A 22,184-nucleotide genomic window follows, 5' to 3' on the forward strand; every position below is an offset into this window, starting at 1 on the left:
AGCATCGCATCACGCACCGGGGGGCTTGTTTCACAGGGCGCTTGCGTATCTATCCGCTTCAAGGACAACCGAATATGGCTATCGCCAATTTTGCAAGCCCGCGCCGTGCTGGCGCCCGCATCAAGCGCGCCCGTACCGTGCGCCCTCTTTGTCCGTTCCGAGTGCTCGATACGGAAGAATGGTCCGGCCGGGCTGCGGTCACGGTTGGGAAAAATCTAAGAACATCCCTTCGGCCAATGCCTCCCAGAGATGGCCTGTATTGCACTGAAGTCGTCAGAGAACTCAAGCTTCGTGGCGAGAACATAGCTCCCGCCGCAGGGAAACGTCAGCGTTACCTTAGTGCACGCACTCTCGAGTTTCGGATGCTCATGCCTATGCCTGACGCTGGCCAGCATCAGAGGTCGGATCCTGCGACTGCAATGCAACGCTGATTTCGTTTGCCGCGGCCGCAAGCAGATGTGTCAGGCGCGTGATGCCGCGCGCGTCGATTGCGGATTCCGAAACCACGTAGCTCAGGCTGCCGATGGCGCGGCCATCTTCGCTGAGCACGGGTGCGGCAAGTCCAACGCGTCCGCGGTCAATCTGTCCGTGAGAGACCGCGTGCCCCGCGCGGCGCAACTGGCTTAACGCCTGGCGGAACGTGGCCCAGTCGTCGCCAAGGCCCGCCGAGCGGATTTCATCGGCGTGCTTGTGATAGATCGCCTGCAGCGTCCGGGTCTGCTGATAAGCCAGGATGATCCTTGACGTAGCACCGCGAAACATGGGCATGGGACGCCCGCGTTCGTAGCTGACCACGGATTGCGGGCCGGGCCCGAGCACCTGGTGCACGCAAAGCACCGAGTCGGCGAACGCGCGGCACAGCAGCATCACCGAGCCGGCCGGCGCAAAGCCGATCAGCTCTTCCATGACCGGACGCGCCAGTTGCAGCATGGGGTCGGTCAGCTGGATCTGCCGGTCCAGCTGAATGATCGCGGGGCCAAGCACATAGCGCCCTGCGCCAGCCGGCGCTACCAAGCCAATCTCCATCAGGTTCGACAGGTAGCGGTAGGCGCTGCTGATCGACACCTCTAGCCGCGCCGCCACCTCCTCCGCTGTCCAGATCGGCTTCTCCAGGGAAAAAAGCCCCAGCACCCCCAAGGCACGATCGGTTGCCATTGCCCGTCTCTCGCCAGAAATTCGTCTGCCTGAAGCATAGCATCAAATTCCGTCGCCTTGAAGCCAACAAATTATCCTTATATGAGTATTCTGGTAAACGTTACGTGTGTTTTTATCAAAATATGACAATACTGCATTCATCGAACGGCCAACACAAGGCGCTTGTGATGGCACCATCACCTTCAGGGGACGACAGTGAAGCTACTAAGTTTTGAGTACCGTAACCAGCACTCCTTCGGCGTGGTTGCCGGTGACCGTGTGATTGACCTGGGCCCTCATCGGGCAGCGCTCGGCACGAGCCTCCGGGATGCGCTCGAGCGCGGCGCGCTGCCGGCCATCGCGGAAATCGCCAAGCAGAGTGAAGCGACCATTTCGCTGTCCGAAGTCCGCTTTCTGCCGGTTATCCCGAACCCCGCGAAGATCCTCTGCGTAGGTATCAACTACGCATCGCACGTGAAGGAAACGGGGCGAGAGATGCCCAGGTATCCAATGTTCTTCACGCGCTTTGCCGATTCTCAAACCGCCCACGAGCAGCCGATCCTTCGTCCCAGGGCTTCGGAAAAGCTGGATTTCGAAGGCGAATTGGCGGTGGTCATCGGCAAGACCGCGCGGCACGTTAGTGCCGCAGATGCCCTCAGCCACGTGGCGGGCTACGCCTGCTACAACGACGGCAGTGTGCGCGACTGGCAGAAGCACACCATCCAGTTCACACCCGGCAAGAACTTCCCGCAGACCGGCGCCTTCGGGCCCTGGCTCGTGACCGCCGACGAGATTCCCGATCCGTCGCGGCTCTCGCTGACCACCCGGCTGAATGGCGAGGTCGTGCAACAGGCCACCACCGACGACCTGATATTCAGCGTGGGCGAGGTCATTGCCTACTGCGCCACCTTTACCGAGCTGCGCCCGGGCGACGTCATCATCACCGGCACCACCGGAGGCGTTGGCGCCTTCCGCGAGCCGCCGCTGTGGATGCGAGCCGGTGATGTCGTCGAGGTTGAGATTTCCGCGATCGGCGTGCTGCGCAACACCATCCGCGATGAGTAAGGACCTCGCGGAGGCACGGCACACAGGAGACAAATCATGCAAAGCACGGAAACCCTGCGCACCGCGGTATTGGTGGTAGGCGCCGGCCCGACCGGGCTCACGCTGGCCAATATCCTCGGCCAGCACGGCATCGACACGGTGCTGATCGACCGCAAGCCGTCCACCGTGGCAGAGCCGCGGGCCGTTTCGATCGATGACGAGTCGCTTCGCACCATGCAGGCGATCGGGCTGATCGAGCCGGTGATGAAGGACGTGGTGCCGGGCTATGGCGTCCATTACTACACGCGTCCTCACGGCCGCTGCTTTGGCAAGGTGGAGCCGACGGCGAGCGACTATGGCTTTCCGAAGCGCAACGCCTTCCGGCAACCGCTGTTCGAAGCCACCTTGTGCGAGGGGCTGCAGCGCTTTGGTTCGGTCCAGGTCTTGTTCAGCCATACGCTGGATGGATTCACGCAGGACGACGCGGGCGTCAGTGCGGTCGTGAATGGGCCGCAGGGTTCCATCACTGTGCGGGCGGCGTACCTGGTAGGCACCGACGGCGGCCGCAGCTCGGTTCGCCAGGCAATCGGCTCGACCCTGGTGGGGTCCTCCTTTAACGCGCGCTGGCTGGTGGTGGACACCGAGGATGACGACGATCCATTCTGGCAGACGCGCGCCTATTGCGATGCGCGGCGTCCGGTAGTGGAAGTGCCGGGGCCGAATCGCACCCGCCGCTTCGAGTTTCTGCTCAGGCCCCAGGAAACCGACGAGGCAACGTTGCGGCCCGAGCGCGTCAGCGAGCTGCTTCGACCATTCCGCGGCGAGCGCAAGACCAACGTGGTGCGCAAGACCGTCTACACCTTCCATGCCCGAGTTGCGGACCACTGGCGCAAGGGTCGGGTCTTCCTGGCCGGGGATGCAGCGCATCTCACCCCCCCTATGCGGGACAGGGCATGAACAGCGGTGTACGCGATGCGCACAACCTCGGATGGAAGCTGGCGGCAGTGCTGCGCGGCACGATGCGACCATCGACGCTGGACAGCTACGAAGCCGAACGGCGCGACCACGCGTGGGCACTGATCCGGCTGGCGTTGAACCTTGGGGTCGTGATGGCGCCGTCCAGCCGTCTGCGCGCCTGGGCTGTGGCGTCGTTCTTTACCGCTACGGCGTTGGTGCCGCCGGTACGCGACTACTTCCTCAAGATGAAGTTCAAGCCCAAGCCGCGTCTGAACGCCGGCCGCGCGGGCGTGCTCGAGGTCATGCAGCCCGACACCGCCAGGCTGGTCGGGACGATGCTGTCCCAGCCGTCCGTGGCAATTGCTGACGGTCTGCAGGTGCCGCTCGACGACGTGATCGGACATCGCTTTGCGCTGCTCGCGCTTGGCATTGACGCCGCCGGGCTGACGCAGATCGCAGCGCACCCGCTGTGGCGCCGCCTTGGCGCTGCACGTGTGCTTCTGCTGCCGGGGCCGGATGCCGCGCTGGCAGGCATGGCACGGTCGTCTGGCTTTGAGGTGGTGTGCCTGCCCGGCCCCCAATGGCCCGCGAGCTTCCACGCGATGCAAGGTCGCCTGATCCTGGTTCGGCCCGACCGCTATATCGCCGCGATTTGCGAACCGTCGCATGCCGACGCTCTCGCGGCCCGCTTCGCTCGCCATATCGATCCCGGGCAAGGCGCGGGGCAGGACGCCATGACATCTCAGGCACACGCCGCGTCCCCCGCTGGCCACTGATCACCTAAAACCGGAGGAAAACCATGAGCAGCCTGCAAACTGACACGCCGCTGTCCCTTCATCACCTGCATGTCACCAGTGACAAGCCCGAGGCGCTCGCCGCCTTCTACGAGGACCTATTCGAGCTGGCGCGGATGAACAGCCATGGCGATGCCATCGTGCTGGCCGCGGGCGAGCGCGCCGTCGTCATCGGCGATGGCAAGCCCGGCGAGCTCGCTGCGGCAGCCTACACTGCCCGTGATCACGCGGCGCTCGCCCTGCTACGGGCCCGGCTGGACGATCTGGCCGAGCCACCGCCTTCAACTGCCAGCCTGCTCTTCCACGACGACGCTTTCACCGTGCGCGACCCGCAGGGCCGGCGGCTGATCCTGGGCGTGGCCAGGGTGCCGCGTTCTGCCGACCGCATGGCGGCGCGCGTGCAGCACACGGTGTTCCAGACCACCGAACTGGAGAAGGTGCTGGATTTCTATGTGAACAGGATTGGATTCGCCGTCTCAGATGAGGTCGTGGATGAGGACGGCGCGCTCATGACGTGCTTCCTGCGTTCGGACGATGAGCATCACAGCCTGGCGTTCTTCCGTGGATCGAACAATGCCTGGGACCACCACTGCTACGAGACGCGGAGCTGGAACGACATCCGGGACTGGGGCGACCGCTTCGCGCGCGCGCGCCGGTCCATCTTCTTCGGGCCGGGGCGCCATGGTCCGGGCAACAACCTCTTCTTCATGGTGACCGATCCCGACGGCAACCGGATCGAGCTGTCGGCCGAACTGGTGCAGGTGGATGCCGGCGGCCTGCCGGGTGTCTGGCCACACGAGGAGTACACGCTCAACTCCTGGGGCCGTGGCTGGATCCGCACCTGAGCAGGCCCCCATGGTGCCAGCCGCCTCGCCATGCACGAGGGGCGACACCACAGGCGGCCGGGACGGCAATCCAGCCGTCCGCGCCGCGTTCAAGGCGACGGGACCATCCCGCGCATGGAGACAACCATGAATACCTCATCCCCCTCACTGTTCGTTCATGAGGTGATAGACAGCCGCCCGCTGGGGCGCATGCAATGCTGGGCCATCGGGCTGTGCATCCTCGTGGCAGTGCTGGACGGTTTCGATACCCAGACGATCGGCATGCTGGCGCCCGCCATGTCCGCGGAGCTGGGCATCCCTGTCAGGTCTTTCGGGCCCGTCTTCAGCGCCGGCCTGGTCGGCATGCTGATCGGCGCTGTTGTGCTCGGGCCGCTGGCAGACCGGCATGGCAGAAAGACGATGATCGTGCTGTCTTCGCTGCTGTTCGGCAGTCTGTCACTGGCCACGGCTTATGCAACCAGCTTCGATCAGTTGCTGATCCTGCGATTGCTGACCGGAATTGGCCTGGGCGGCGCCCTGCCCAATGCGATCTCGCTGGCCTCCGAATATGCGCCGAAGCGGCACGCCCGCACCACGGTGGCCACGCTGATGTGCGGCATGCCGCTTGGCGCCGTGCTCGGCGGGCTGGTCAGCTCGGCGTTGCTGCCGGTGCACGGTTGGCACTCGGTGTTCGTCGTGGGTGGCGTCCTGCCGCTGGCAGTGGCCTTGCTGGCGGCCGCGTTCATGCCGGAATCTGCGCGCTTCCTGATTGCCCGCGGCGGCGATGCGGGACGGGTAGCGGCGATCATGCAGCGGATTGCTCCGGAGCTGGGAGCCTCGCAAGTATATCGCGCCCCCCAGGCACCGCGCGGCGGCGTGCCCGTGCGCGAACTCTTCACCGACGGGCGGGCGGCGGAGACGGTCTTGCTGTGGATCCCCTATTTCCTGAACCTGGTGGTGCTGTATTTCATCGTGAGCTGGATGCCTGCACTGCTGATCAGCGCGAGGCATCCCGCCTCGGTCGGCATCACGGCGATTTCGCTGTTCAGCATCGGCGGCGTGGCCGGCTCAATTGCACAGGGTCCGCTGATGAACCGCTTCGGCGCCAGGCGCGTCCTGCTGTGCGAACTGCTTGGCTATGCGGCGCTTGCCGTGGTGCTGGCCAACTGGTCGGCCAGCTTTGCAGCGGTGGCCACGGTAAGCCTGCTCATTGGCGTTGCGGTGCAGGGCGCGCAGGCCGGCCTCAATGCACTGGCTGCGGAGATCTACCCCACCCACATGCGGGCCACCGGCGTTGGCTGCGCCATTGGCATGGGCCGCGTCGGCTCCATTTGCGGCCCGTTGCTGGGCGGCGTGATGCTGGGTCTGCAATGGGACGTCGCGCACATCTTTCTGGCCGGCATCGTACCGGCACTGGTTGCCGCAATCGCGATCGCCGGCAATCGCAAGGCCCGCACATAGGCAGGACAAATCAGAGGTGATGGAGGAGACAATATGAAAAAAAAGAAGCGCATCCCGGCCACGACGCTGGTGTTCGGCGCCCTGGCTGGCCTGCCGGCGATGTCCATGGCGCAGTCAGTGATCCTTTATGGCGTGGTGGATACGGGAATCGAGTACGTGTCGAACATCGGCACCGCCAGGAACAGCGTGGTCCGCATGCCGGGATTGGCGGGCACTGTGCCATCGCGCTGGGGCCTGCGGGGGAGCGAGGACCTGGGTGGCGGACTGAAAAGCATCTTCGTGCTTGAGTCGGGATTTGCCCCCGATGCGGGCACCTCCAACCAGGGCGGCCGCCTGTTCGGACGCCAGGCGCTGGTGGGACTCTCCGGCGGCTGGGGTCAGGTGGCGTTCGGGCGGCAGTACACCATGCTGTTCTGGTCGATGCTGGAGCCCGACATGCTGGGGCCTAACACGTTCGGATCATCGTCGCTGGACAGCTACCTGCCCAGCTCGCGCGCCGACAATGCGGTGTCGTACAAGGGAACCTTCGGCGGGCTGACCGTCGGTGCCACCTACAGCTTCGGCCGCGATACCGCGCTTGCCGGCTCAGGACCCACTGCCACGCAATGCGCCGGCGAGAATCCGGCCGACCACCGCGCCTGCCGGGAATGGTCCGCATTGGTCAAGTACGAAACCGGAACCTGGGGCGCAAGTGTCGCCTACGATTCCCTGCGCGGCGGCCAGGGCGCGGCGGCTGGCCTGACCAGCAGCGGGTTGAAGGATGATCGTCTCGCGCTGAACGCCTACGCCAATGTCGGCAAGGCCAAGCTGGGCGGCGGCGTGATCCGGCGCGACAACGATGGTAGTCCTACGCCGCGCAGCGACCTGTGGTTTGGCGGGGCCTCATATGCCATCACGCCTGCGTTGAGCGTCGACGGCGAAGTTTTCCTGCTGCGCTACCACAACAGCCCCAACAAGGCCTGGCTCTATGCCGCGCGAGGTACCTACGCCTTTAGCCGGCGCACCTCGGTCTATGGCACGGCCGGCTTCATCGATAACCGCGGCAACCTCGCGCTTTCGGTCAGTTCCGGCGCTGCCGGCGCCGGCGCCGCGCCGGGCGGCAACCAGTTCGGCGCCATGGTCGGCGTCAAACATATCTTCTGAATTTTTGAACCCCTGAAGCCGCTGCGCTGGCGCCGACGCCAGAACCGGCGCGCCACAAACCAACAGGAGACAGCCTTGCCTGCCCCAATACCCCATGCTCCCGGAGAGCCCGCCGCAGTTGCCGACGGCATGCAGGACCTCGTGGATGCGAACCATATCCTGTACCACGAAGGCGTGCTGGACGCCTTTGGCCACGTCAGCATGCGTTCCCCGCAGCGCGCCGACCGCTTTGTCCTGGCCCGCAGCATGGCACCCGCGCTCGTGACGGGCGCCGATCTGCTTACGCTCGACCTTGACGCCAATCCCGTTGCGCACGGCGACGCCACGGCCATCGACGGCGCGGTTCCGGCCGTCTTCCTTGAGCGTTTCATCCACAGCGCCATCTATCGCGCCAGGCCCGACGTCATGGCCGTGGTGCATAGCCATTCACTGGCAGTGATCCCGTTCGGCGTGGTCAGGAACGCCACGCTGCGGCCGGTATGCCACATGAGCGGCTTCCTGGCACGCGGGACACCGGTGTTCGAAATCCGTGAAGCGGCCGGCCCGGGGTCAGATCTGCTCATCCGCGACGCGGCCCTGGGTCAGGCACTGGCTGCCAGGCTCGGCAAGGCCGCTGTCGTCCTGATGCGCGGACACGGAGCCACAGTGGCCGCCGGCTCGCTGCGGCAGGCGGTCTATTGCGCCATCTATACCGAGAAAAATGCCCGCCTGGTGCTGGATTCCCATCGCCTCGGCGACATCGAGTACCTCTCCGACAAAGAGGCCCTTGCTGCGGAAGCTACCAACGCGCAGCAGGTCAGCCGGGCATGGGACCTGTGGCAACGGTCCGCCCGGCATTCGACCGTCGCCTGACGGGTCGAAAACACGCGACAACACTAGGAGACATCCAATGATCACCGCACAACTATTGCCGCGCCTGCGGGCCTATGCCCTGTTCGCCGCGGCACTCGCGGGCGCTGTGGCAGGCTGGACCAGGCCGGCTGCGGCTGCCGAATGGCCGGCAAGGCCGGTCAGGCTGATTGTGCCGTCGGCTGCGGGTGGCGGCACCGACGTGTACGCGCGGCTGCTCGCCACCACCCTGTCCAAATCGATGAAGCAGTCCTTTGTCGTTGAGAATCGCCCGGGCGCCAGTGGCCATGTCGGCACGCAGGCTGTGTCGCGCGCCACACCCGACGGCTACACCTTCCTCATTACCGCCAATGCCGCCGTTGCAATCAGTCCGGCGCTGTACAGCAAGCTGCCGTTCGATGTGGAGCGCGACCTGGTTCCGATCGCGCGCGGCGTGATGGCGCCCATGGTACTGGTTGCCACGCCAGACGCTGGCATCCGGACATTTTCGGACCTGATCCGGCTTGCGAAGGAGAAGCCGGGAGAGCTGCCGTATGGCTCCGCCGGAGAAGGCAGCCCACCGTATCTCGGCGTGCGGATGATCGAGGAATCGACGGGCGCCCGCTTCCTGCATGTGCCCTACAAGGGCGTGGGTCCTGCGTATCAGGACCTGCTCAGCGGCCGCCTGAAGTTCATGTTCACCGATCTTAGTTCGGTGCAGCAGTTCATCAAGTCCGGCAAGCTGATCGCGATCGCGGTCAACGAAAAGACCCGACTGCTGCCCGCAGTGCCATCCCTGGCCGACGCCGGACTCAAGGGGGTCCAGGTATGGACATCGTTCAGTGTGTTTGCTCCCACCGGCGTCCCGCCCGCCGTGCTGCGCAAGCTGAGCGATCAGGTCGTGCAGGCGATGAAGACGCCGGAGCTGACTGCTGCACTGGAAGCGCACGCGCTCGTTCCCGTATTCGATACGCCTGATGCGTTCCGCGGCAGCCTGCAGAAGGAGCGTGAGCAATGGGCAGCCTTTATTCGCCGCAACGGCATACATCTCGAATAGGGAAGACTCTGCCCGAAAGGCGCCGCTCATCCCTTGGACAACCGTCACCCAGGAGTCACTCCATGCACCTGAATGAACGAAACCAACGCCCGATGCTGATTGACGGCGAGTTGTGCGAAAGCGTCGGCGGCCAATGGCTGCCCAGCCTCAATCCGGCCACCGAGGCAGTCATCGGACACATTCCGGCTGGCAATGCTGACGATGTCGAGCGTGCCGCGGCAGCCGCCGAGCACGCCTGGCCCGCATGGCAGGCGCTGGGCGTCGAAGGCCGCGCGGAGCGGCTGCGCGAAGTCGCCCGGCGCCTGACCGAGCAGGCCGAATCCTTGCTGACCGTAGAGGTTGCCGACACAGGCAATACGGTGACGTCGCTGCGGCGCGACGTTGCCGATGCGGCGTGGGGACTGAACTTCTATGCCGGTCTTGGCTATGAGCTGAAGGGGGAAACCATCCCGGCAACGGCTGAATCGCTGCATTTCACGGTGCGCGAGCCCTACGGCGTGGTTGGCCGCATCGTGCCGTTCAATCATCCCCTCATGTTCGCCACGGCGCGCACGGCTGCCGCCCTGATGGCGGGCAACGCCGTGGTGGTCAAACCGCCCGAGACCAGCTCCCTTTCTGCCACGATGCTCGCGGAGATCTGCCGGGACGTCTTGCCGGCCGGCGTCATGAACATCGTCACCGGGCTCGGCAAGGACGCCGGCGATGCCATCGCGCGGAATCCTCGCATCAAGCGCATTGCCTTCATCGGATCGCCCGCCACGGGCCGGCAGATTCAGCGGAGCGCGGCCGAAGTGGGCGGCAAGCATATTTCACTCGAGCTTGGCGGCAAGAACCCGCTGATCGTCTTCCCCGATGCTGATCTTGAAGCCGCCAAGGACGCTGCCGTGCGCGGCATGAACTTCCTGTGGCAAGGCCAGTCCTGCGGGTCCACCAGCCGCCTGCTGGTCCATGACAGTATCTATGACCAGTTCGTCGAGGCGGTGGCTGCACGCGTCGCCCGGATCCGCCTGGGCGATCCCCAGTCGGCCGAGACCGATATGGGGGCCATCAATTCACAGGCGCAATACCAGCGCGTCCTCGACTACGTTGAAATCGCCAGGCGTGATGGCGCCCGCCTGGTGACCGGCGGCAAACGGCCAGCCGGCGAGCCCTTCAAACGCGGCTACTGGATCGAGCCGACCGTTTTCGCCGACGTGACGCCCCAGATGCGCATCGCACAGGAGGAGGTGTTTGGTCCTATCTTGTCCATCATGCGTTGGTCAACGCCGGAGGAGGCACTGCGTATGGCCAATGGTGTGGAGTACGGCCTGACCGCCTCGGTCTGGACCTGGGACATCCAGGCCGCGCTGGCGACTTCGACGCGGCTTCGCACGGGATATATCTGGGTCAACGGCGTCGGCACGCATTTCAAGGGCATGCCGTATGGCGGCTACAAGAGTTCCGGAGTTGGCCGTGAGGAAGGTATCGAGGAGATGCTGAGCTATACCGAGACCAAGGCGATCAACCTCGTCGGCCCGTTCGGGTACAGGTAACCGGAGACCGGGACGCCGGTAGCGGGATCGGGGGCGCAGGCAAAATCGCCCCCGATCTGCCCATGGTGTTCCCTCGCCCTTCCCCAGGCTATCGCGCATCCAGTCCGGCCTGGTCACTATCCCGGCTGCTGCCCGGCCTTGTCGCAGCCGGCACGTCTGCAAAGATCTCGCGATAGTAGCGATATCCCTCGGCCAGGTGCTTGTCAAAAGCAAATCCCTGCGCAAGCATGTCGTCGAAATCGGCGCGCGTGATCAGCATGACGTAACTGTGTTCCGTGGTGACCAGGCGGCAACCTCCGGTCACCTGACGCGCGCTGAACCACTTTCCTGCGTCCGCATGGCCTGCCGGGTAACTGTGGCCGTCATGTTCGAGCCGCCATCCTCCGTCAAGCAAAATCCAGATATCTGGGGAGGTAACAGAGTCATCCTGGCATTGCGCGATAACGGTGCCGGCTTCGGCCTCCCACTCGCGCGAGTGGCTGATCGTCAAGCGCAACTGCGGCGTAGACAAGCTGGTGAAGAACGGTGTCTTGCGCAACAGGTGCAGGTAAGTGATCGAGGCTTTCATGGGTTTCCTCTGTGTGGCGGCGGCATCGTCGCGCCGCGTTGGCTGCGCATCGCATGCGCTGATTAGCGCCGGCAGCAATGCTGCAGACGCAAGGCAAATCCATCGCTTCATGGTCATCTCCAGAAGGCAGGCACGGGCCCTGCCAGGCCCGCGCTGCATTTGCCTACCGGCTGACCCTGGCGTCGAGCAGGTCGCCCATGCCGATCCGCCTGGCGAAGTCGATCCGTACGCGCTCAGACACTTCCAGGACTTCCCGGGCTCCATCACCGACGAAATCGATCACCGCGCGCATGGGGCGGGACCCTGCCGACATGTCCACGATCCGCACGATCTCGTCGGCCACGGCCTGCGGGTCGGCGTCGTCGGGCGTCAACGCGGTCAGGCGTTCGCCGATCTGGTCCATGACGCCGTCATAGCGGCTGTAAGTTGCGGCCCTTGCTGCATCGGCCGGCTTGCCCGCGGTAGGAAAATGCGACGTGCCCTTGGTGAACGCGCCGGGGACCACGATCGAAGTCTCGATGCCGAAGCGCGCGATCTCGTAGGCCAGCGTGACCGCAAGGGAATCCATCGCCGCCTTGGCCGCGCCATACGGGCCCATGAACGGCGGGAAACCGCCCTTGGTCGTGGTGCTGCTGATCCACAGCATCAGGCCCGCCTCACGCCCCCTCATGTACGGCAGCACCGCGCGGTTCACGCGTTGCGCGCCGAACAGGTTGGTATCGAAGACCCGCATCATTTCCTCGGGTGTGAACGCCTCGGTGGGCCCCACCACGAGGTGGCCAGCGTTCTGCATCACCACGTCGATGCGACCGTGCTCGCGGACAATCGCCGCGGCCGCGGCATCGGCCGATTCCTGCGACAGCACATCGAGCTCCAGCGGGTGCAGGGTCACGCCGCGTTCGGCGGCCCATTGCCGGACTTCGTCCGCACGGCCTTTGTTGCGGCCATCGATGTCGCGCATTGATGCGTACACCGCGTGGCCAGCCAGGGCCAGGGACTGTGCGGACAGCTTGCCAATGCCGCTGCCGGCGCCAGTTACCAGGACAACTTGTTGCATGATCGAACTCCTGTGCAGTGACGATGGATGGATTGGAGGGTGACCCGGTCAGGCGACGCCGCCATTGGCACGCAGGATCTGGCCGTTCACCCAGCCCGCATCAGGGCCAGCGAGGAACGACACCACGCCGGCAATGTCCTCGGGCTGGCCCAGGCGCTGCAGCGGCGGCATCTTTGCGAAGGCCTGGATCTGTTCTTCAGTCTTGCCATCGAGGAACAGCGATGTTGCGATCGGGCCCGGCGCCACCGCGTTCACGGTGATGTTGCGGCCGCGCAATTCCTTGGCGAACACGTGCGTGAACGACTCGACCGCCGCCTTGGTCGCGTTGTAGACCGCATAGCCGGGCATGTTCAGGGCCAGCGTGGTGCTGGAGAAATTGACGATGCGCCCGCCATCGTTCAGGCGCGCGGCGGCTTCGCGCAGCGTGTTGAAGGTGCCGCGCACATTGATGCCGAAGGTCTGGTCGAAGAGCGCGTCGCTGGTGTCGGCCAGGGGCTCCGTCTTCAGTACGCCGGCGTTGTTCACCAGCACATCGACCTTGCCGAGTTGCTGTTCGACGATCTCGAACATGCGCCGCACTTCGCCGGCGTCCGAGACATCGGCCCTGACGGCGATGGCCCTGGCGCCACCCGCTTGCAGGCTGGCGACCAGCGCGTCCGCCTGGGCGGGGCTCGAAGCGTAGTTGACCGCCACGGCGAAGCCGTCTTGTGCCAGCCGCTGTGCGACAGCGGCGCCGATGCCGCGCGATGCACCGGTAACGATGGCGACATTGGCGTTGTTGGCTTGATTCATGATTCGTTTCCTCATTTGGGGTTGGTGGTGAAACGAATAGTGGATCATTCCTTCCCAAAGATAATTGCCGTTTTTCTGGTAACATATTTCCGTATGCTTTAACAATAAAGCCCAAATGAGTGCCTGATGGATCGCTTCCAGGAAATGCAGGCCTTTGTGCGTATTGCCGAGCGGCAGAGCTTCACACAGGCATCCGACGACTTGCAGATTCCCCGTGCGACCGTCACTAACCTGATCAAGCGGTTGGAACAGCGGCTCGGCACGCGGCTGCTGGAGCGCACCACCCGCACGGTGCGGCTGACGCATGACGGCGAGGCGTACTACCGCCGCTGCGTGCGGCTGATTGCCGATCTGGAAGAGGCCGAGGGGTCGTTCCGGAACACGGCGCCCAAAGGGCTGCTACGTGTGAATCTGCAAGGCACGCTGGCCCGCCATTTCGTGGTGCCGGCGCTGCCGGATTTCCTGGCCCAGTACCCGCAGATCGAACTGCAGATCGGCGAAGACGACCGCCTGGTGGACCTGGTGCGCGAAGGCGTCGATTGCGTCTTGCGAGCAGGCACGCTGCAGGACTCATCGATGGTAGGCAGGCAGATCGCGCTGCTGGAGCAGGTGACCGTCGCCAGCCCCGGCTATCTCGAGAAATATGGCGAGCCGGCCGACTTGCAGGCACTGGCGGCGCATCGGGCCGTGAACTACATCTCCAGCGCGACCGGCAAGGCCGTTCCGCTCGAATTCACCTTGAACGGCCAGGTGACGCCAGTCCAGCTTCCTGCGGTCGTTTCGGTGACCGGCGCCGACCTCTACACCGGCGCGGCGGTAGCCGGGCTGGGGCTGGTGCAGGTGCCCCGCTACCGGGTGGCCGCGGAACTGGCGTCGGGTCGCTTGAAAATTGTCCTGCGGGACTTCCCGTGCCCGCCGATGCCTGTCTCCGTCCTGTATTCGCAGAATCGCCAGCTCTCGTCACGGGTTCGGGTCTTCGCGCAATGGCTGCGCGAAATCTTTGCAGCTCGAGAAGACACCTAAGCGCGGATGACCGCTGAACCTTGGAGCCTGCCATTGAAGTAGCGCTGGACGCGGTGGCCGCAGTGGGTTGCGCCGGCCAGCATTCGACCGGCGGTTGGCGCATGTCGGCCAGTTTGAGTCCGTCGCCCCGAGATTTTCGATGACGGAACTGGCTGACAAACGGCCATTGCTTCTTGGACCGGGTCGTCGCTGCGCAGCCAGTTTCGGTCGTACGGCCGATAGCTGCGGGGAGCCGGATCCCGCCAGCTTTCGATCACCAGACTCCCTGGCAATCGACAATCCCGCGCAATATCGCCTGTAGAGGCGCCTTCCCGATAAGGATCTCATTGCGGGACGCGCCTGTCCGGCCAGTTTCACCGTACAGGCGGCACAATGGCCCGCGCTCAGCGCAGCGACCGGAACGCGAGTCGTAGTTCCGTGCTAAACAATTGCGGTTCTTCCCACGCGGCGAAGTGTCCGCCCTTGTCCACGCGGTTGAAGAAGATCAGGTTCTGATAGGCACGTGCCACCCAGTGCTTTGGCGGCCGGTAAACCTCGCCGGGGAAGATGGTCGCTGCCGCCGGGACCGTGATAGGCGAGGTCTTTGCCGCGGCCGCCGCAGTTTCCCAGTAGATCCTCCCACTCGACGCTCCGGTATTGGTCAACCAGTAAAGCGTGATGTTATCGAGGATCGCATCGCGGCCTAGCGCTCGTTCGGGATCGCCACGCGTGAATACCCAGTCTGCCTGCTTGTCATAGATCCACGCCGCCAGCCCCACCGGCGAATCGGCCACGCCATAGCCGATGGTCTGCGGCCGCGTCTGCATGATGGCGGCATTTCCGAATCCCTTGTTGAGAAACCCCCTGGACTGGTTGAAGGCCTCTCCTTCTGCAGGCGTGAGGCCGCCCGGGGCCGGCTCGCCGTTCATCAGCGCTCTGGCGACCTCCGGTGGCAGGGTCGTTGCGCGTTCGATCCGGTTCACGTGGATGCCAAGCAGACCGTCGGGCGCCAGACGTCCAAGCGAGTCGGAGATGATGGCACCCCAGTCGCCGCCCTGCGAAACATAGCGTGTATAGCCGAGCCGCTTCATCAGGACGTCCCACGAGCGCGCGACGCGGTCGGGGTTCCAGCCACCTTCCGGGGGCTTGTGCGAAAAGCCGAAGCCGGGAATCGAGGGAATGACCAGGTGAAAGGCATCATTGGCCGAGCCGCCGTGCGCGGTGGGGTCGGTCGGCGGACCGATAACATTGAGCAACTCGAAGACTGAGCCTGGCCAGCCGTGGGTCATGATGAGCGGCAACGCGTTGGCATGGTGAGAACGCACGTGGATGAAATGAATGTCCAGGCCGTCGATGTCCGTCATGAACTGGGGCCAGGCATTGAGCTTCGCCTCGGCCCTTATCCGCTAGTCCGCTCCGCGCGACTGCGGCTGCAAACCTTCCGACTACGGTGTCCGAGCCTTCATGGCACGCCTACTCTGTACCTACACACGTGGCCGAAACGGGCTCGTGCGTCGAGGTAACCCATCTGCAAGAAAGGAAAACACCATGCGCCTCCTACTGAGACACCTGTCAGTCGCCGCGGCCAGCGCGGCATTCTGCGTGACGCCGTTCGCACAAACCGTGCCGGATGCCTACCGCCCTCCGGCAATCCTGCCGCTCGACTCGGAACCCGCCCCCAGGCTGATTCCTTACCCGCCGCTGGCCGAACCCCTGGCACGTGGTGTCGTCATCGTCCAGTTCCGGACCGAGCATTTCCGCGTGATGCCGGTATTCGGCAAGACCGCCGTGGGGCTGTCACCGCGTATCGGGCACCTGCACGTGACCGTTGACGACACGCCTGGCACGTGGGCCCATACCAGCGAGGATCCCGTCATCGTGGTGGGACTCGCGCCCGGTCCACATAAGCTGCGCCTCGAACTCGCCGATCCCAGCCACAAGATCCTCGCCGCCGAGATCGTCACCGTGACCGTACCCGACTTGAAGGGATCGGGTTCTCATCGTTAAGCAACTTTTACCCGTCTGTATCCCGGGCCTACGCCGACACATTGCATTACGAGAACGGGTCGACCGCGATCCAGACGGGATACAACCGTCGCCTTAAATACCTCTGCAAAGCATTGGAACATCGCAACCCGGCGATTCCAGCAAGGCTGCCCAAGCCAGTTTGCTGCATCTACAACACGTTGGCAGGTATGACTTCAGACGTTCGGCATAACGAGTGCGACACGGTAGGCAGGGAGATCCTGCGTGACTGCCTGCTCACACGCAGCCGGCAGATATCGCGGGCCACCGACGCGATCGGCGAAGCCGCCCGCCAGGCGGGCATGGTGGTGTCTATCGGCGTCAACGAGCGTGACGGCGGCACCCTGTACAACACGCAATTGCTATTCGACGCCGACGGTACGCTGATCAAGCGCCGCCGCAAGATCACCCCCACTCACTTCGAACGGATGGTCTGGGGCCAGGGCGACGGATCGGGCCTGCGTGCCGTCGACAGCAAGGTCGGACGGATTGGCCAGTTGGCATGCTGGGAGCACTACGGTGCTACTGCCAGGTTGGCCGGAGGCATGGCGGACATTCCACAAGGTCATGCCGGCGCTGGCCGAGCACTACACCGTGATCGCCGTCGAACGGCAAGCTGGACCCGCCGGTCCTCGCAGTGGGGGGCCGGCCTACAGGTGGATGAGCAAGGTCATTCCTCCCCGGGTGTCCAACCTCACGACCCTGCATCTCGAAAACACCGGCCACTTCCTGCAGGAATAGCGAGCTGAACTCGTTGCCAGAACGCGATCAGCAGAATTTCTGCAGGGACAATTGTCCGCGAAACCCGGCGGCTGATGCTGTATAGCCCTAAGGTCACATGAGCAGGGCCGCCGCGCCAGACGGCCTGCCTCCCCGTCGCTCCTGCCTGGCGGCGGCCATGCCGCCTGCGCCGCACACCACTTTCTGGTTTGCAAATGACCGTCGCAAAGCTAGATTGACTATCGAGTTGCCGCGAATCGCGTCCAGCGTATGCAGGAGAGGAGTATGACAAGAGAAATCGATCGCCCTCGCCGGGATTTCCTGGGCGCCGCAGCCCTGGCACTCGCTGCGGCGCAGGTTGGCACGCTGCGCTCCGCCATGGCCCAGCCTGGGCCGGCAAAAGCCGCGCCGCTGCCTGCCACCACGCCGGGTACGCATAAGGCTTTTGCCTCGATCAAACAGATCAAGGCCGGGCTGCTCAACATCGGTTACGCCGAGGTCGGCCCCGCCAATGGCCCTCCCGTGCTCATGCTCCATGGCTGGCCGTACGACATTCACGCCTTCGTCGATGCCGCGCCGCAGGTGGCGTCGCGCGGCTACCGCGTAATCGTTCCTTACCTGCGTGGCTATGGCTCGACCACTTTCCTGTCGAACGACTCGCTGCGCAATGGCCAGCCGGCAGCCGTGGCACAGGACATCGTCGCGCTGATGGATGCACTCCGCATCCAGAAAACCGTCCTCGCGGGATTCGACTGGGGCGCGCGAACCGTCGACATCATCGCTGCGCTGTGGCCGGAACGCTGCAACGGGCTGGTGGCTGTCAGCGGCTACCTGATCGGCAGTCAGGCGGCGGGCAGGATGCCGCTGCCGCCCGTCGCCGAGCATGAGTGGTGGTATCAGTTCTATCTGGCGACCGATCGCGGCCGCGAGGGCTACCAGAAATACACGCACGACTTCACGCGGCTGATCTGGCAGCAGGCGTCGCCGCTCTGGAAGTTCGACGACGCCACCTTCGAACGCAGCGCCGGCGCGTTCCGGAATCCCGATCATGTGGCCGTCAGCGTACACAACTATCGTTGGCGGCAAGGTCTCGCCGAAGGCGAAGCGAAATACGACGACATCGAAAAGCAGCTCGCGGCCGCGCCCACGATCGGGGTGCCGACGATCACTATGGAAGGCGACGCCAACGGTGCGCCGCATCCCCCTCCCAGTGCGTATCGCAGCAAGTTCACCGGCAGGTATGAACACCGCGATCTGACCGGCGGCATCGGTCACAACCTTCCACAGGAGGCGCCAACGGCGTTCGCGCAGGCAGTGCTCGACGTTACCGCGCTCTAGGCGCGAGCTGGTGTCGATAAGGAGATGCACGATGAGTCAAGCCTCTGAATCCGAACGCGCGCGCGCCTCCCAACCTTCGGGACCGGCAGACGAAGCCAACGACGAAGACCCGAGTGTGCGCGGTCATCCGCGCCGCGCACAAATGTTCCCCGTGCTGACCGAAGAGGAGATCAACCGGTTGCGCCGCTTCGGCACCCCGTGCCGCTACGCGAAAGGGGAGTTTCTCTACCGCTTCGGCAAGGCTTGCCCAGGCGTGTTCGTGATCCTGTCCGGCAAGGTGCGGATCGTGGCCCCCGAGGGGCTGAGCGCGAAGCCGATCATCCACACCTACACGCAGCGCGGCGAATTTACGTCCGACATCACCCAGCTTTCGAACAAGCCTGCGGTGGTCGATGCCCACGTGATCGACGATGTAGAAGCGCTGTTGCTGCGCCCCGGCGAGCTCAGCGCCGTCATGGTCAGCGAGGCCGACTTGGGCGAGAAGCTCATGCGCGCGCTGATACTGCGGCGCGCCCTGGCCATGGAACACGGCCGCGGTGTCGTCATCGTCGGTGCGACGGGCGACGCCCATCTCGTCGAACTCCAGAATTTCCTGCGTCGCAATGGGTTTCCGAACATGGCCATCGACGCGGAACAGGACGCCGACGCAATCGCGCTGCTGCAGCAACTCAGTCCGGTGCCCGACGACTTCCCGCTGGTGGTTTGTCCGAACGGCATTGTGCTGCGCAACCCCGACGTTGGCCAGGTCGCGTCCTGCCTGGGACTGGTTCCCGAATTCGATCCGACACACATCTATGACGTGGCGATCATCGGTGCGGGCCCGGCGGGACTCGCCGCAGCAGTCTACGCGGCATCCGACGGCCTGTCGGTTGCGGTATTCGACTGTCGAGCGCCCGGAGGCCAGGCCGGCACGAGTTCCCGCATCGAGAACTATCTGGGCTTTCCCACAGGTATCACGGGACACGAGCTGGCGAGCCGAGCCTTCATTCAGGCCCAGAAATTCGGGGCACATATCGGCATTCCTTGCGAAGTGACCGCCCTGCATTGCGACAGCGATCTGCGCGTTGTCGAACTGTCCGACAGTCGACGGATCAGTGCGCGCACCGTTGTCATCGCCAGCGGCGCCGAATATCGACGCCCCGGTATTGCCGATCTTGAGCGCTTCGAGCGTAGCGGCGTCTACTACTGGGCGACGCCGGTCGAGGCGAGGCTGTGCCGCAGGCAACCCGTGGTGCTGGTCGGCGGCGGCAATTCAGCGGGCCAAGCCGTCGTATTCCTGGCGTCACACGCCGAGCACGTGCACATGTTCATTCGCGGAGCCAGCCTTGCCGACAGCATGTCGCGTTACTTGATCGAACGGATTCAATCGCTTGCCAATGTGACATTACACACTCGGATCGAGCTGCGCGCGCTCGAGGGCGGCGCACGCCTGGAGCGCGTACACTACCGCGGCGCCGGCGGTATCGAAGGAAGCATGACGACGCATCATCTGTTCGTCTTTATCGGCGCCGAGCCGAATACCTCCTGGCTGCAGCAATGCCGTGTCGCGCGCGACGACAAGGGATTCGTACTGACCGGTGTCGATCTCGAGGACGCCTTCGTGCCATCGCTACCCTCCCAGACCACAGTCGAGGGCGTCTTTGCGATCGGCGACGTTCGTTCAGGATCGACGAAACGCGTAGCGTCGGCCGTGGGCGAAGGCGCTGGCGTCGTCGCGCAGGTCCATCATTTTCTTGCGCTCGTACGTGCCGGGAAGTCAGCTTACGTCTGACTCCTTCGCGCAGCAAGCTGATCGACGGCACTCTCAAAAAGAGACTGCATTCAGAGCGCCAATCTTGTGCAGAAGCGCTCGGCCTTAGCGTGACTCGCCGAGTTGCCGCGCGGGTCGTTGCTGCGGGTCGTCCCGCCTGCGTCCGGGCTGTCCGGCTCGCGGGTTTAGCGGCCCGTCCCCTTGGCGACCGACGCGCCCCACAAATGACCGTTCGACCTTGGGAGCAGCCATAGACGTTGCCCCCCTCGAAGGGCAGCTCAGGGTCGGCAGCCGCCGATGACCGCCGTCGGCCCTCAACCGGTGAGCTGACGGCGGAGTTCGGCCACAAGCCGCCCGTCACATGCGTCGTCGGTCGGACGTTCTGGCGTCGGCTCAGCCCTGCGGATTCAACCCTTCCCCATTGCAGATTGAACGGCAGTAGATCGGCCAACGCAGACCTTTAATCTGACATTTCCGCGTGAGAGAAGGATCAAGAACCCTATCGCCGCCGTGTGCTATTCAGACGCAATGAGCCCAAATGAACAGGGGCAACTTGTGCCGGCACGCCGACAGGCGTGTCGCCTACAGCACCGTAACCCCCGGCGCCGGCGCCGCCGCAGCCGCCTGCCAGCCTCCGCCCAGGGCCTTGAATGCCGCGATGGCCGCGCGGGCTGACTGCGCTTCGGCCTGCGCCTTCGCATCGGACGTCTTCAGCAGGTTCTCGTCGGCGAGCAGCACCTCGATCAGGCGGACGACGCCCTTCTCGTAGGCCGCGAACGACGAATTCCGCGCCCGCCGGAGCGCCAGTTCCCCGCGTTCGAGGGTATTGGTCTGTTCCTCGCGCTTGACCAGTGCCGTGAAGGCATTCTCGACATCCTCCGACGCATGCAGCACGGCCAGTCGATAGCCCGCCAGCGCCTCGGCCTCCTGCCCCTTCGCTTGGTCAATCTGCGCCCCGATGCGCCCGAAGTCGAACAGTCGCCAGCGCAGCCCGGCCACGCCGGCAGCCTGGTTGGCACCGGCCGAGAACAGATTGCCGCTGGCCACGGTCGTCGCGCTGCCCAGCAACCCGCTGAGCGAGACCTTCGGGTAGTACTCGGCGATGGCCGCGCCGATGCGGGCATTCGACGCCGCCAGCCGGCGTTCCGCCACGATCAGGTCGGGGCGCCGCCGCAGCAGGTCGGCGGGCGTGCCGGTGGCTTCGATCCGTGGCGCGGCCGGGATCGCCTTGACGTCGGCGAGTTCGGCGCGGTAGGTGCCCGGCGGGCTGCCGAGCAGCACGTCCATCGCGTTCAGCGCGGCGTCGAGTCCGGATTCGAGTTCCGGAATGGTGGCCTCCACCTGCGCAAGCGCGCCTTCCGCCTGCTGCACCTCCAGCGCGGCGGCCAGTCCCTTGGCATAGAGCAGCCTGACGGTCGAGACCAGCTTTTGCTGCGTATCCACCTGCTGCCGCGCGATCGACAGCCGGGCCTGCAGGCCGCGGATGGTCACGTAGGTGTCGGCGGCCTGTGCCGCCACCTCCACGCGGGTGGCAGCCAGCCCGGCCTCCGACGCCTGGTACTCCGCCTGCGAGGCCTCGCGCTCGCGCCGCAGGCCGCCGAAGATGTCGATCTCCCAACTTGCGGTGAGGTCGGCCTCATACAGGCTGCCATGCCGCTCGAAGTTTGGCGTCGCATTCAGCACCCGGCCCAGCGGCGTCTCCACGGACTGGTACTGCTTCGCGACCTGGGCGCTGACGGCGCCCGAGGGCAGCAGCGCGGCCGTGGCGAAGCGCAGTCCGGCCCCAGCCTGCGTGACCCGCGCGGAGGCTGCCGCCAGGTCGAGGTTCTGGTCGAGCGCCTGCCGCACGAAGCGCGTCAGTTGGGGGTCGCCAAACCCTTCCCACCAGACTTCGAGATCCGCCCGGGTGGCGGCCCGGCGCTGCTCCACGTCGCGCTGCCCGAGGAAGCGGTCGGCGGTGGGCACGTCGGGCTTGTGGTAGTCGGGGCCGACGGCACAGCCGGCGAGCGCCGCCAGGGCAGTCGCGGCGGCAACGAGGCCGGACAGGTGGGTGAGGGAAGGGGAAGGGGAAGGGAGGCGTCGGGAATGCATGGGCTGCCGGAATAACATGGTCGAATTTTTTGCGTGACTTGTGACCATAATACAAACTGGTCACTCT

At 64.8% G+C, this 22,184-nt stretch carries 17 protein-coding genes and 2 pseudogenes; 13 read left to right on the forward strand and 6 right to left on the reverse strand.

All coding sequences use genetic code 11. The annotated features are described in order from the left end of the window. Positions 1–372: 372 nt before the first annotated feature. Entirely contained in the window at positions 373–1,155 is a 783-nt protein-coding gene (locus tag DN412_RS27370; protein WP_115214441.1) for an IclR family transcriptional regulator, read from the reverse strand. 195 nt (positions 1,156–1,350) lie between these two features. Here DN412_RS27370 and DN412_RS27375 point away from each other — a divergent pair, with 195 nt between their 5' ends. The 8 genes and pseudogenes from DN412_RS27375 (at position 1,351) to DN412_RS27410 (ending at position 10,774) form a co-directional block, all read left to right on the forward strand. Next, positions 1,351–2,199 (forward strand): fumarylacetoacetate hydrolase family protein, encoded by an 849-nt coding sequence (locus tag DN412_RS27375; protein WP_115214442.1) that lies wholly within the window; start codon positions 1,351–1,353, stop codon positions 2,197–2,199. 36 nt (positions 2,200–2,235) lie between these two features. Then, a pseudogene (locus DN412_RS27380) lies at positions 2,236–3,911 on the forward strand (bifunctional 3-(3-hydroxy-phenyl)propionate/3-hydroxycinnamic acid hydroxylase). Between the two features lie 23 nt (positions 3,912–3,934). Beyond that, positions 3,935–4,774: a VOC family protein gene (locus DN412_RS27385; protein ID WP_115214443.1), complete on the forward strand. Its 840-nt coding sequence runs from the start codon at positions 3,935–3,937 to the stop codon at positions 4,772–4,774. Between the two features lie 126 nt (positions 4,775–4,900). Beyond that, positions 4,901–6,214 (forward strand): MFS transporter, encoded by a 1,314-nt coding sequence (locus tag DN412_RS27390; protein WP_115214444.1) that lies wholly within the window; start codon positions 4,901–4,903, stop codon positions 6,212–6,214. 33 nt (positions 6,215–6,247) lie between these two features. After that, positions 6,248–7,357, forward strand: coding sequence for a porin (locus DN412_RS27395; RefSeq protein ID WP_115214445.1), 1,110 nt, complete (start codon positions 6,248–6,250; stop codon positions 7,355–7,357). Positions 7,358–7,432: 75 nt separating this feature from the next. Continuing rightward, a complete protein-coding gene (locus tag DN412_RS27400; RefSeq protein WP_244222804.1) occupies positions 7,433–8,209 on the forward strand; it encodes a class II aldolase/adducin family protein in 777 nt (258 codons plus the stop codon). Between the two features lie 37 nt (positions 8,210–8,246). After that, positions 8,247–9,242, forward strand: a complete 996-nt coding sequence (locus DN412_RS27405) for a Bug family tripartite tricarboxylate transporter substrate binding protein (RefSeq protein ID WP_115214447.1) — start codon at positions 8,247–8,249, stop codon at positions 9,240–9,242. A gap of 62 nt (positions 9,243–9,304) precedes the next feature. Further along, positions 9,305–10,774 carry an aldehyde dehydrogenase family protein gene (locus tag DN412_RS27410; RefSeq protein ID WP_115214448.1) on the forward strand — a complete coding sequence of 490 codons (1,470 nt, stop codon included), beginning with the start codon at positions 9,305–9,307 and terminating at the stop codon, positions 10,772–10,774. An 88-nt stretch (positions 10,775–10,862) separates the two neighbouring features. On the opposite strand, the gene DN412_RS27415 is transcribed toward DN412_RS27410, so the two are convergent. The 3 genes from DN412_RS27415 to DN412_RS27425 are packed head-to-tail and all read right to left on the reverse strand — an operon-like array spanning position 10,863 to position 13,191. Beyond that, positions 10,863–11,453: a cyclic nucleotide-binding domain-containing protein gene (locus DN412_RS27415; protein ID WP_115214449.1), complete on the reverse strand. Its 591-nt coding sequence runs from the start codon at positions 11,451–11,453 to the stop codon at positions 10,863–10,865. A 52-nt stretch (positions 11,454–11,505) separates the two neighbouring features. Continuing rightward, positions 11,506–12,399, reverse strand: a complete 894-nt coding sequence (locus DN412_RS27420) for an SDR family oxidoreductase (protein ID WP_115214450.1) — start codon at positions 12,397–12,399, stop codon at positions 11,506–11,508. 48 nt (positions 12,400–12,447) lie between these two features. Beyond that, the gene (locus tag DN412_RS27425) at positions 12,448–13,191 is read right to left on the reverse strand and encodes an SDR family oxidoreductase (protein ID WP_115214451.1); all 744 of its coding nucleotides are present in this window, start codon (positions 13,189–13,191) and stop codon (positions 12,448–12,450) included. A gap of 126 nt (positions 13,192–13,317) precedes the next feature. On the opposite strand from DN412_RS27425, the gene DN412_RS27430 reads away from it, so the two are divergent. After that, positions 13,318–14,214, forward strand: coding sequence for a LysR family transcriptional regulator (locus DN412_RS27430; protein ID WP_115214452.1), 897 nt, complete (start codon positions 13,318–13,320; stop codon positions 14,212–14,214). A 383-nt stretch (positions 14,215–14,597) separates the two neighbouring features. Here the strand turns inward: DN412_RS27430 and DN412_RS27435 are convergent, their stop codons facing one another. Continuing rightward, positions 14,598–15,596, reverse strand: a complete 999-nt coding sequence (locus DN412_RS27435; protein ID WP_341868080.1) for an epoxide hydrolase family protein — start codon at positions 15,594–15,596, stop codon at positions 14,598–14,600. A gap of 145 nt (positions 15,597–15,741) precedes the next feature. On the opposite strand from DN412_RS27435, the gene DN412_RS27440 reads away from it, so the two are divergent. The 4 genes and pseudogenes from DN412_RS27440 to DN412_RS27455 all read left to right on the forward strand — a co-directional run bounded on the left by DN412_RS27440 (position 15,742) and on the right by DN412_RS27455 (position 20,047). Next, positions 15,742–16,200, forward strand: coding sequence for a DUF6130 family protein (locus DN412_RS27440; RefSeq protein WP_115214454.1), 459 nt, complete (start codon positions 15,742–15,744; stop codon positions 16,198–16,200). A 275-nt stretch (positions 16,201–16,475) separates the two neighbouring features. Next, positions 16,476–16,790: pseudogene (locus DN412_RS44730) on the forward strand (nitrilase-related carbon-nitrogen hydrolase); the annotation flags it as partial. Between the two features lie 433 nt (positions 16,791–17,223). Beyond that, entirely contained in the window at positions 17,224–18,276 is a 1,053-nt protein-coding gene (locus tag DN412_RS27450; protein ID WP_115214455.1) for an alpha/beta fold hydrolase, read from the forward strand. 31 nt (positions 18,277–18,307) lie between these two features. Beyond that, positions 18,308–20,047, forward strand: a complete 1,740-nt coding sequence (locus DN412_RS27455; protein ID WP_115214456.1) for an FAD-dependent oxidoreductase — start codon at positions 18,308–18,310, stop codon at positions 20,045–20,047. A 561-nt stretch (positions 20,048–20,608) separates the two neighbouring features. Here DN412_RS27455 and DN412_RS27460 read toward each other — a convergent pair. After that, positions 20,609–22,117, reverse strand: a complete 1,509-nt coding sequence (locus tag DN412_RS27460; RefSeq protein ID WP_208647665.1) for an efflux transporter outer membrane subunit — start codon at positions 22,115–22,117, stop codon at positions 20,609–20,611. Positions 22,118–22,184 lie beyond the last annotated feature (67 nt).

It is taken from the genome of Cupriavidus lacunae (assembly GCF_003353055.1).
Classification (GTDB): Bacteria; Pseudomonadota; Gammaproteobacteria; order Burkholderiales; family Burkholderiaceae; genus Cupriavidus; species Cupriavidus lacunae.